We start from the raw sequence: 12351 nt of genomic DNA, 5'->3' as shown, positions 1-12351 counted from the left end.
TTTTAAAAACAATGGTTTAGTTTTTCTAAACCGTTTTTTTTATGCCTAAATTAATTGAATTATTTGCCTTTGATATCGAAAATGCTTGAACGCCTCCTGTTTTCAGAATTAAGTTCGTTTATAAGAATTCATAAAATCTTCCGAAAATATTTTTTTCAAATAATAAATCAGTTCTTCAGCATTTTCTTTTGAAAAAATAATAGGCGGTTTAATTTTTAAGACGTTATGGTCTGGTCCATCAATACTCATTAAAATTCCGTGATCTTTCATTCGGTTCGCTAAATAGGCTGCTTGAGCCTCTAATGGATTCATGTCGCTATCCACCAATTCAATTCCTAAAAACAATCCTTGTCCACGAACATCTCCAATAATTGGAAATTCTATGGCTAGTTTATTTAATGCATCTATTAGAAATTCACCTATTTGTAATGCATGTTCCTGCAATCGTTCTCGTTTCACTGTTTTCAATACTTCCACGCCAATGGCACAAGAAACAGGATTGCCTCCAAATGTGTTAAAATACTCCATTCCATTTGCAAATTTATCAGCTACTTCTCGAGTACAAGCTACGGCAGCTAACGGATGACCGTTTCCTAAAGGTTTTCCAATGGTCACGATATCGGGAACAACATGGTGTAGTTGAAAACCCCAAAATGTTTTTCCCATTCTGCCACAACCTGTTTGAACTTCGTCTGAAATACACAACCCGCCAGCAGCTCTTACCATCTCGTATGACTTTGCTAAAAATCCTTTAGGTAGTTCTATTTGACCCCCACAACTAATAATTGGTTCAATAATAAAACCACCAACATTGCTGCCTTTATCTTGTATCTTTTTAATTTGTTTTTTTACTTCAGCTGCATATTTTTCACCGGAATTTTCGCCTCTGTATTTTCCTCTAAATGAATCAGGCAGCGGAAATATGTGCGTGTGTTCAGGAGCTCCTTTTCCCCCTTTTCCATCAAATTTATAGGAACTTATAGCAATACACATATTGGTGTTTCCGTGGTAGCCTACTTCAGAAGCTATAATATCTCGCTCACAAGTTACCGCTTTTACCATTCTGATAGCCAATTCGTTAGCTTCACTTCCGGAATTTACAAAATGCAATACATTTAATTCTGGCGGTAAGGTTTCTAGTAATTCTTTGGCAAGTTCATTAATATTTTCGTGCAGGTAACGAGAATTGGTATTAATTAAAGCCATTTGTTCCTGACCGGCTTTTACAACTTTGTAATTTTCGTGGCCTACATGGGCTACGTTATTAACGGTATCTAAATATTTTCTTCCGTATTGATCCATTAAATATTGACCAAGACCTCTCACCATTTTAATAGGTTGGTTGTATTGCAAACTCAAACTTTTTCCTAAATGCTGTTTTCTAAAAGCAATCAATTCATCATTTGAAATGGTTTCGGCTTGTTTAAGTCCATTTGAATTAAAAAGCAGATTTGGATTTGGACAAATACTTTTCCATACATCAATTTGATTGTAAAATGCGACACCAGGAAAATCAATTTTATAATTTAACAACGATAACATGACCTGAAAATGTAAATGAGGAACCCAACAGCCATTTTCTTCTTTATTTCCTAAATAGCCAATGCAATCACCTTTTTTAATTTGAGCGCCAATATTTTTAGTTGAAACACTGTCAATACTTAAATGTCCATATAAAGTATAATAGTTGAAATCTTCAATTTTATGTTTTAAAATAAGGAGTCCGCCATATAATTTATTTCCGGCATTATTATAAGAAACCACCACTTCACCATCAAATAATGCGTGAACGGGGGTCTTATTTGGAAGCCAAAAATCGGTTCCTAAGTGAATGGTTCTGCTTTCTCTACCGCTATTTCCAATTTTGTCAAAAGCAGTTGAAGTATATAATGGACGAGGTTCTAAATAGCCGCCTGCAATAATTTTTGAAGGATTTTCAGATTGCAATTTATTGATTTTATAGTCAAACAAATCTAAATCGTTAAACGCTTCCTGATGGCCAATCCATTTGCTTGAGACACTTAAATCTAATGGTTGAACTTCATTTTTTTGAATGGCAGGAAATAATTCCATAAGGCTGAAATTATTTTTAGCCGACCAATTTTTGAATTTAACTTCATTCGGATGTGCAGCAAAACCACAAGTATTTCTAAAACTATAATGTGCAAAATCGAAAGAAATTAAATGCCATTTTTTAAGCACTTCCCAAGCAGGTTTTTCGCTTATTTGTAAGTATTTATTGTTAGGTTCTTTAACTTTATTAATGGCCGATTTTGTTACCGAAATCACCAAACGCATGGCTATTGCATGGTACAAATGAACCAATTCATTTTCCAGTAACGGGAATTTGGAGTGATATCCTTTAATAATTGGCAAAGCCGCATCTAAGGGTTCATTGTGCTGCATCATTGCATAGGCACAAACAACAGCCAAATCATTAATAATCTGCGTGTGAACAGCATCGCCATAATCAATAATTGCCTTTACTTTTGGGTTTATTAAATCCCATGCAACAATGATATTATTTTCATTTGCATCATTATGTACAACTGCTTTTCTAAGTTTTGAATAGGAAATTTGTGAATTTTCAAAGCTGTTTTGAAAAAAAGCAATGATTTCTTTTTCTTTTTCATTAAATAAATGAAGATGTTCTTTTGTCCAAAGCGATTGGGCAATATCCCAAACAAATTCCCGATGGGATTCTTTGTTGTCAAATCCTTGTAAAGTGTTGGTTAACAATCCACATTGTTCACCTAAACTAAAACGTAAATCGTCCAATTGTGGATTTACATGAGTCCAAATTCTTCCTGAAATCCAAGTTAATAAGCGTACTTTTCTTAACGTTCCAAATTCATCTGTAAATTCAGAAATTGATTTTCCGCTTATATTATTTAATACTTTTGGAACGAGAAGATTTAATGTATTCCCTTCAACAAACTGTAATAATTTTTGTTGAAAATCAAGATAGTTTTCATTTTCATGGGGGCGGGAGATTTTCAAAATATAGCCTTCTCCATGTGCAACTTTAATTCTAAAATTAAAATCTATTTCACCTGGAAGTTGAGATGCCACTCCTTTTATATTATAAAACTCGGAAAGGATGTTTTCTGCTTGCTGGGTTGTTATTTTTAGGTTATTGTAATTCATTTATTCATTTGTTAAAAGCACTATAATATGGGCAGCACTCCAACTACAGTTTTCGGTTTGCATTTAGTTTAAAAGTAAGCATAAATTATATGTGGTGCTGGCTTTAGTTTTTTAATTTCGGGCAAATTCAATTAGAGGATTTATATTTCCATTGTCAGCTTCTCTTAATGCTTTAATGTAATTTTTCCTTGTTTCGTCTGCTTTGACCATATTTGATTCATGCCAGGTAAAAATTTCTTTACCAAAAATTGATTCCATAATGATATCAGCCATCATTCTTGAATGTCTTCCATTTCCATTTGGAAAGCAGTGAATTGCCACAATCCTATGCTTAAACCTAATAGCGATTTCTTCGGGTGAATACGTTTTGTTTTCTATCCAATACTTTGTGTCATCAATAAGGTTCTTTAATTCTACGCCAATTTGTGTCCATTTAATTCCAATGTTTTTTTCAGATTTTCGAAATTCACCAGCCCATTTCCAAACACCACCATACATTTTCTTATGTAAATCTTTTATAAATTTTTCTGTCAATATTTTTTCTGGTTTTAAATTGGAGTGGATGGTCCATTCAACTGTCTTTTCTATGTTTAATTGCTCAAATTCATCCAATTCTTTTTGTGTAGTTATTGAATTTATCTTTAAACCTTTTTTTTCGTCGTCATCTAAAGGTGTTTGTCCGTCTTCATATTTTAGATCTAATCCCATAATGACTTTCTCATTTCTCTTTTTATTTCATTTGCCAAGTCTGTTATTGAATCGTTAATTTTTTGATCACTGATTCCTTGGCCCTCTAATTTCATGTTTTGATTCGTCCTTAAGACAATTTTTCGAGCCAGATTATCAGCTTTCGAATTGATTAGATTGTCAATAGACCCATCTTTTGGAACAAAACCATAGACAAATTGCATAGCCAACGCATCACCAACATGCCTTAATTTATTGATGGTTATTTGCCCTGTAGCTTCACGTTCTTCAATTTTTTGTACTGCTCCTTTTGTTAATCCAAGTTTGGTCCCTAATTGGTCCCTTGTCATATTAAGCGTAGTTCTAATAGTATTTATCCACCCTTTTTGTGGTACCATGACCATTCCGGCATCTTTAAATTCAGCGAGTTTTTGATCCAGTTGTTCTATAAGTAGTTTGTTTTTGTTTCTCATGAGTTAATGGTTTTTTATACATATAAGTATAAATATTAAAACAAAAGTATACAAATATGTATAAAAATACAAATAAAAGAATACATATTAATATTCTTTAAAATATAAAAGCATACATATAAGTATGTATGTTGCTGTCAGGGATTCGTAATTTACTTTAAAGGCCATTTGATTATTTTCAATTTTTTCATGGAGTATGGCGAATATTTAATATTTGGTTCTAACCAAAATGGTTTATCTAAGATGCTTTTGTAATGAGAAAATGTATCGAAGCCAGATTTTCCATGATAGCTTCCCGTTCCGCTTAATCCAACACCGCCGAAAGGAAGATTGCTGTTTGATAAATGCATGACCTTATCATTTACAGCGCCTCCGCCAAGCTCAAGCGTAACAGGCGTTAGGTGCTTTGCCGCAATTGATGATATTGCAGGAACCAATAAAAGTTGATAGGGATAATTCCATGCGCCGATAACCAATGTTATTCCCAATATTGAATTTTGAAGCAATCAGCGTTGCAGTAACTTCACCCTCATAATCAGGTCTAAGCTTAATTGTTTGGCTTGAGTAATTTTTAAGTATATCCAAATCTGAAATTTTATTAAATTTTTATGATCACAATGGTTTAGCGCATGAAAAGTTGCGAATTTGAAAACGCAATTTCCCGATGTTTAAAATTATGTTTTTTATTTTATTCAACTAATGAATCATACCCTATAAAACCTTTTCATTATGATTTCAACTTTATTTAGATAGTTTTATCTCAAATTGATACAAGAATTTTGCCTCTTAGTTTCTTAACCAGTACCTTTTAAGCCACCAGACAACGCATTAACTAATAACAAAAGCATTAACAACAATTGACTGTCCCCCTGCGAGTTACTTTCTCGGGACTTGCGCCATTTTTCAAGCGATTGTATTTGAATCACATGCAATATTTTTAATGCCTCTTTTCTAAGTTTGTTGTTTTCCAGTCTAGAGATTCTACGTTTTTCTAATGAGTCACCCATCAAATTTTCAATCTGTTTTAAGCACAAAACATAATCAGTCAAAATAAGTTCCATTAGCTCGATTTTGATGGTAGGGTCTTGCACCAAATCAGCAAATACTTTCATGATTTCGGTATCCGAATTCAAAAGATTTGTTTCGATTTCAATCAGGCTATATTTTAGGAAAGGCCATGCTTGTGCAGCAGTTTTTAAGTGCTCAAAATCCTCAGGGTACTGTTCTTGAAACTTGCCGAGAGCGGCACCAGTTCCAAACCATCCACTAAGGTTAAATCTTGCTTGGTTCCAACTGAACACCCATGGTATGGCGCGCAGATCATTGAGTGACCTCTGACCGGTTCTACGTGCTGGCCTGGAACCAATCTTGCTTTGTTCCAATACATCTATAGGGGTGGCCTGGCTGTAGAATTCTATAAACTTTGGGTGGTCCAACAATTGCCTGTAATTACTACGGGACAATCCTACAAGGCGGTCCATGATGTCATACAATTTTTGGTTTTTACTTTTGTCCACTGATAACATCGCCTGCCTGGCTGTACCGGAAATCATCATTTCCAGATTATAACAGGCGTTTAGACGATTGGCGAATTGATTGGCAATGGTCTCACCCTGTACGGTCATTTTGATTTGTCCACTCATCGAACCGGGTGGCATGCTTTCCAAAAAGCGATGGATTTTTCCGCCGCCTCTGCTTATGGTTCCGCCACGCCCATGGAAAAAACGAAGTTGGATCCCGAGTCTATTACTTACTTCCGTGAGTTTTTCCTCTGCCTTATATATAGTCCATCTACTGGTTAATATTCCGCCATCTTTGTTGCTGTCGCTATAGCCCAGCATGACACCCTGTACAAATGATTTTTCACCCTTTCGCATTTCTTGAACAGTGGGGTGGGTCAAAAATGCTTCCAATATGTTGGGTCCGGCTACTAGATCATCAATGGTTTCCAATAGTGGCACCACAGGGAGATTAGCATCTTTCAGGCCAACCTCACGCAAGAATAGAAAAACAAGAAGTAGGTCACTTAAACTACGAGTCATGCTAACTATTACAGAACCAATTCCATCCGCTCCGTATAGATCCACATAATCTTTTACTTCTTTAAAATACCCTAACACATTGTTTGCTTCTGGTCCACATGAAGTTCCTGCTACAAGGAAAGGGCGGTTACTTACCAATTCTTGATTAATGAAGGACAATCTTTTTTTCTCATTCCAATTTGAATAGTCAGCATCCGCAAAGCCCGAGGCTTGGAGTATCTGGCTAATGGCTTTTTCATGATATTCACTGTTCTGCCTAATGTCCAGCTTTGCTAAATGGAAACCAAAGCAGCCTAGGGACCGCTCAATGGGAAATAGGCATTCTTTGGCTATTTGATTTGCCCCTAAGTGGATGAGAACATCCCTGAGTTTTTTTAATTCCGCCGCTAAATTCTCCGGTCGCCGAAAATGGCTTTTTTCACCAAGGTCATAACATTCGGCCATGGTGTTGTCCAATTGAACAACCAATAAATTGATGAACTGTCGTAAAGGCTCGGAAGGATTGCGTTCTAAGGCCCTCTGACCAGCTGCACCCAATATTTCGGCCCTAGCCTTTAATTCATCGAAGAACTTTGATGGAATTTTATTTAAGTACTCCGAAAAACTGAGTTTCTCAGCCAATTGAACCAGTTCCTTCCTCATAATTTTTAATGCCGCGCGCCGCTGTATCTTCAGGGTAGAGGCTGTAAATTCTGGTGTTACATAAGGATGTCCGTCCCTATCTCCTCCAACCCAGTTTCCAAATTCTATGTTGGGATACTGTTCTGGCCGTTCAAGATTTTTGGAGGAAAACCCCATGTATTGCCAAGCATCAAACAAACGCTGATCTGTTAAACGCAGAGCTTCTGGAAATACATTGACAAAGTAGTGCATTACGTTACTGTGTTCATCAGCCAAGCTTGGCTTTTGAAGGTAAATCTCTCCTGTACGCCACCATCGCTCTAATAAACTTTTTATTTCTTGCGTAATCGTAGCTCGTTCTGAGGTTGACCAAAGAGGGTTTTCATTTTTTACTAACAGCACGTAAAGTTCACGGTGAATATCTAATACGGTCAACCGTTTTGCCTCTGTGGGATGTGCGGTCAGAACCGGCATTACTTTAATTTTAGGTAATAAGTCTGCAATTTCCTGCTCTTTAATCCCGGATGTTTTCCATAATTTCAAAGTTTCACCCCAAGATCCACGAATGTTTTCTAATCCAAACTGGGTTTCTGTTTTCCGGCGAAATTGAGTAGCAGCGTTTTCTTCCACCAAATTAAGTAGTTCGAAGGAAATTCCGATTGCCTGTGCTAGTTTTTCATCTGGAACCTCACCTTGATTTGCAGAAGGCTGAATATTTTCCAACGGTATCATAGCTGCTAGATTATCTTCACCTAGTGATTGGAGCATTTCTTTAAATGTGGAAATGAGATATTTGAAATCTGTTTTGATCTTTTGCAGTCCTTCGAGCTCAAGTGTTTCTTTCTTCATGGGTTATTTTATGTTTTTAAATAATGTTTTTCAACGTCTTGAATAAACTTCCGTTTAAATGCCGTTTATTTTTTGTTGTAAATAGTTTTTAATTGTTCCGTTACGAAGTGTTATTTTAACACTATTTTGTCAATCAAGAGTTTAAAATTTTCCTTTTTTTTGTTTCCTATTAAAAAGGTGATTTCTTCAATATAATCTTTGGAAAAATTGGGTTGATCAAGTCTTCTTCCCCTGAACGAAGGATACATATCTTTTAGGGGAATTTCTATTTCTTGCCAATCTCCTGAGGTTAAAAATGGGGCTATGTAGGAATAATAATCTCCGGAATTAGATTTTATCCTAAATTGATATTTTTTACCATCACCTCGAAGTTTAACAATAATGGTCGTGCATTCCTTTATCATTGTTTTTTGGAACCTATAACGTACAGAAGAGAACCCCCCATTGTTATCCAGTGATATGCTGCCTTCGAAAACACCAAAACCATCATCATTTAATTTAAAAGTGCCTGATGATTCGCCCCCCATGACAACATCATCTACAACTATCCAGTCTTGGACGTCTGAACTTTTGTTAAAATCAAAAATTACTTTTGAGGTCATTGAAGAAAATAAAATGATCATATAAATTAAGTATTTCATAAATATAACGGTTTGCAGCTAAAAGAAGTTGGCGATTTCGAAATACAAAACTTTCTGCGACCACACAACTTGCTGCAAAGTACAAAATTTCAATAAACCACAGAACCGCAAATTTCTTTTAGGTGCTGTTAGCAGTTTGGTGTTTTATTTGTAAAGTGTCCAAAACTAAAATTTTTGAAGTCTGCAACACAATTAAATCACAAATTACGACTACACAAACTACAAACTCACTTATTTAATGCAAAGTACTTTTGGTAGCAGATAAATAATATTAGCTATTTCATTTTGTTTGCTTCTCTAATTGCTAAGGCAAAACCGAAGCCAAAAAGCAGGGTTATTAGACCTGCGAAATATGGTATTAAATCAATCATTTTTTGTGTTATTAATTAGTTTTAGGTAAATTCCAAATGCCAATATTGAAGGAACCCATAGTCCAATAAAAGTTCCGTCTGCTTTGTTTCCTTGAAAATAGAGTGCTTCGGCAAATATCAACGATAATAAAGCCGCAACAAAGAGGAGCTTGTCTGCCATTGTAAATTTTTTAAACATGTTTCTTTATTTTTAATTTATAGTGAAAGTATTGATTTTATTTTATTTATCTATTGTTATTTAAGTTTTGGCTACTTATTTATATCGTTTTAATTAATTATGTTTTATTCTATAATATAAGTTAAGTCCTTAACGCTTAATGCCACTGTTAGCGGTTCATTGTTTTCTGGAAGCTTTGTCAATTCAACGTCATTTTATGTCTTGCCATTTACAATGTCGTTTATTATTTCTAAATGGTGATTTGTATGAATTTCAAGAAACTTTAAGGTCTTGTCTAATTTTAAATTCCCAAAATATGGGTGATTAAAATACTTGTTTGAACTAATGGTTTTTGTATCTTGAATTTTTGATTTGGTAATTTCCAGGTGTTCTATTAAAGTCTTTTCATCAAATTTTATAGGAGCCACAACTTTGGGGACTTTTGCACGTCCTCGGGGTATTTTTTTCATGGCAAATACAAGAACTCTTGAAAGTTTGAAACGCCATTTATAATTTATCGGATTTGATTTTCTTACTTCTTCAATTATGAAATTAATGGTAAGCAAACTATGCTCAATATGCCAGCCGACAGTTGATTTTGAAACATCCATTCTAACAATGTCCTGTTGTGATATCTTGGTCGCAAGTTCTTCTAATTGTTTATTTAATTTATTCATTTTCTTGATGCAATTTATATGATCGCTTTGCAATGTCCGCTAACGTTGCTATAAAAGTAGCGCTTACTTAACAGCACTTTCTTTTAAGGATGTTACCAAAGTTAACAAATTGAGGCAGGGATACAAGACCTAAGTTGCCCGCATTATTTTTATATGTTGTGGTGCTGCAGTATTTTATTTCAATCGTGTAAACATTATTTTAACAAGGATTTAGCCATTTCAGCATGACGAAGTTCATCGTCAATAATTTGCTGAATCTTGGGAAATACATCTTTTAAGGGCTTATAATAATCAATTGATTTCAACTCTCCTTTCTCCAATAGTCCGATTACAAAATTATGTCCCAATAGTTGATAAAGAAATCCCACAAGTTTTGCTTTTGTTCCTTTGGGTTTTAATATCTCATTGGTATATGACCTTAGGATTGCAGCATGTTTTCCTTCATCTGCAGCTATTTTAGAAAATACTTCTTTCCCTTTTTTATGTTTGGTGATTTTAGCCAAACGCTGATAAATTAAGACGGCATTGAGTTCGCCTTGTTGTAATTTTAGTAACTTTATTTTCTGTTCTTTTGTCATATCTGTTTGTGTTCTCATGTTTCAAAAATAGCTAAAAAACTTCTAATCTTCAAGATTATGATGTTTAATGGCGCAAATTGATTTGTTCGTAGCTGGATTGATAAATAAGACAAAGTTCTTCAATGGTTTTATTAGCTGAATAAACGAGCCAAAATCTATTCAAGTATCGGCTAAAGTCGTTGAGGTCTAACAAAAGGCACCGTCTTTTTTCTCACAAAACTTTTAGGAATTATGGAAAACGCAAAAACAAATATATTTAGTAAATTTTAATTGCTAATCGTTCAATTTTATGAATCTGAAAAATGGGGTTATTTTTTTATTTACACTCCTGGTTATTGTATGGAGTCTTGTTTTAATTCTTCAGTTTTTTGTTTTTTATCAAGTTTTAAATTGTTGGGTTCTAAAACACTGAAATTAAAAGCCAGCAGAGCTATTATCAATAATCCAAATCCAGACGCAATCTTTGAATATCTTATAAAAATATGATTGTTTTCTTTTAGGTATTTTTTATTAACAAAACTACTTATTCCAAGAGTGTCACTAATTATACACCCATTACCCTTACCGTCTAATTTAAAAGCGCTAATTTCTTTTGATTTAAATAGCTCGGAAATAATTAAATCTCTTTCGTCTGTTTTAACATTTAAGAACGTATCAATTTCTTCATACGTCATTCCAATATCATTTGCATATTTCCCTCCATTAATTTTTCTCTTTGAAAAAAGTCTTGATAACGCTCCTAAAAGTTTGTGTCGTTTAAGGTTGTATTTCATAGCGTGTTTTTATAAATTAATAAATCCGTTACAATGCTAAAAAAAAGCAAGGAAAAAAATAAAAAGGCATATTGCTTATTGTTGTTGAGGTTGAAGTCTCCGCCTAATATGTTTTCCAACGCCTCGCCAATATGAGTTGGCTGGGATTTGGAAGCCATTTGCTTGTCAGACTTCTGAGATTTTTATTAAAGGTACAAAACCTAAATAAATCACTTTCACCCAGCTTACTTATATTGGCTGTTATGGGCTTATTTTTCTAAACTTTAAATAGCATTTAGCATAAATAAGGCAACTAGGAAAGCTTGCACAATATTTTCCGATCAAAAAGTGCAACTCTCATAAATTTTGGCATTTTGCTTACTGTTTAACCTTATCAATCATATGATTGATAACATGAGTATGCGCCTTCTGAGGGCTGAACATGATGATCTCTGCATCTGTATCAACTTTTACATTATGCCCTGCAGGCCAAAAAAACAGGTCATTCGCATTTACACGCTCCTTGATGCCATCAGCGTCGGTGGTCGTAATTTGACCGTTCAAAACGTATCCCCAGTGTGGGCACTGACATAAATTTCCTTCAAGTCCTATAAACAGCGCTGTTGTGTCAACTCCAGCGGAAAAACTAAAGTACTCACCGCTGATCTTACCTATTCCGGTAGCATCGCCAAAATCAGTTTTCTGACGGATAATAGCTCCAGGAATCTCCATTTTTATTTCGATGTTGTCTTTTGCAATTTTCATGTTTTTGAGTTTTAAGTGTTAATTATTAGTTTAGTAGTGTTCCCAAAAATAACACTTAAAAGAGTAGGGGGGTAGCACATTTGGGTATAATAAGTGAACTTTTAAGTCAATATTGAATACCTCAAATTTTAGGAATTTATATAAACCGAGGGTAAAAGATCAAATAGTTTTCGAAAACACTTCGAAAAATAAGATGAATTGTTAAAACGGGTATCAAATGCTATTGCTGAAATATTTTTCATTTTTAGGTTTATTTCCTCTAAAGCATGATTTAAAGGTTCTGTCGCATCTATGTAAAAACAGTTCAATAAAAAAGAATCCCTTTAATGCTGTTATTTAAAAAAAGCTTTATAAAAAATCGATAAATAATGCAATAACAATTTTTAGTGTAACTTTTGAGACATTTAACACATAGTGCTCTGTAAATCAGTCATATTTATCAATTATTTATCGCTAATTAATGGGGTCATAAGCATCAAATTCAGTTAACGCCTACCTAAAATGTTGAAGATTCTTCAAATATCGCAGCGTATTTTATTTTATTTTTTAATAAAATGATTGCAAATTATTAATAATACATAAATATTCGTA

The 12351-nt window shown here is 34.2% G+C and carries 11 protein-coding genes; all 11 read right to left on the bottom strand.

The annotated features are described in order from the left end of the window. Positions 1-108 precede the first annotated feature (108 nt). A complete protein-coding gene (locus tag ABY285_RS10855) occupies positions 109-3147 on the bottom strand; it encodes an aminotransferase class III-fold pyridoxal phosphate-dependent enzyme (RefSeq protein WP_372769947.1) in 3039 nt (1012 codons plus the stop codon). A 111-nt stretch (positions 3148-3258) separates the two neighbouring features. Next, positions 3259-3855, bottom strand: coding sequence for a mobile mystery protein B (locus tag ABY285_RS10850; RefSeq protein WP_372769945.1), 597 nt, complete (start codon positions 3853-3855; stop codon positions 3259-3261). After that, positions 3846-4307: a mobile mystery protein A gene (locus tag ABY285_RS10845; protein WP_372769943.1), complete on the bottom strand. Its 462-nt coding sequence runs from the start codon at positions 4305-4307 to the stop codon at positions 3846-3848. Before ABY285_RS10845 ends, ABY285_RS10850 begins: the two co-directional genes overlap by 10 nt. Positions 4308-4459: 152 nt before the next feature. Beyond that, positions 4460-4795 carry a hypothetical protein gene (locus ABY285_RS10840; protein ID WP_372769941.1) on the bottom strand — a complete coding sequence of 112 codons (336 nt, stop codon included), beginning with the start codon at positions 4793-4795 and terminating at the stop codon, positions 4460-4462. Between the two features lie 306 nt (positions 4796-5101). Further along, the gene (locus tag ABY285_RS10835; RefSeq protein ID WP_372769939.1) at positions 5102-7819 is read right to left on the bottom strand and encodes a phosphoenolpyruvate carboxylase; all 2718 of its coding nucleotides are present in this window, start codon (positions 7817-7819) and stop codon (positions 5102-5104) included. 110 nt (positions 7820-7929) lie between these two features. Next, positions 7930-8460 (bottom strand): CIA30 family protein, encoded by a 531-nt coding sequence (locus tag ABY285_RS10830; protein ID WP_372769937.1) that lies wholly within the window; start codon positions 8458-8460, stop codon positions 7930-7932. 363 nt (positions 8461-8823) lie between these two features. Then, the gene (locus tag ABY285_RS10825) at positions 8824-8991 is read right to left on the bottom strand and encodes a hypothetical protein (protein ID WP_372769935.1); all 168 of its coding nucleotides are present in this window, start codon (positions 8989-8991) and stop codon (positions 8824-8826) included. Positions 8992-9203: 212 nt separating this feature from the next. Beyond that, entirely contained in the window at positions 9204-9665 is a 462-nt protein-coding gene (locus tag ABY285_RS10820; RefSeq protein WP_372769933.1) for a hypothetical protein, read from the bottom strand. Between the two features lie 194 nt (positions 9666-9859). Next, positions 9860-10261, bottom strand: coding sequence for a ferritin family protein (locus ABY285_RS10815; protein ID WP_372769931.1), 402 nt, complete (start codon positions 10259-10261; stop codon positions 9860-9862). 314 nt (positions 10262-10575) lie between these two features. Then, on the bottom strand, positions 10576-11016 hold the full coding sequence (locus ABY285_RS10810; RefSeq protein WP_372769929.1) for a hypothetical protein: 441 nt from the start codon (positions 11014-11016) through the stop codon (positions 10576-10578). A gap of 357 nt (positions 11017-11373) precedes the next feature. Further along, positions 11374-11760, bottom strand: a complete 387-nt coding sequence (locus ABY285_RS10805; RefSeq protein ID WP_372769927.1) for a cupin domain-containing protein — start codon at positions 11758-11760, stop codon at positions 11374-11376. Between the last annotated feature and the right edge of the window lie 591 nt (positions 11761-12351).

Origin of the sequence: Lutibacter sp. (genome assembly GCF_041555395.1) — a bacterium.
GTDB lineage: Bacteria > Bacteroidota > Bacteroidia > Flavobacteriales > Flavobacteriaceae > Lutibacter.
The sequence above is the reverse complement of the archived record's forward strand: the minus strand, read 5'-3'. Positions and strand labels throughout refer to the sequence as shown.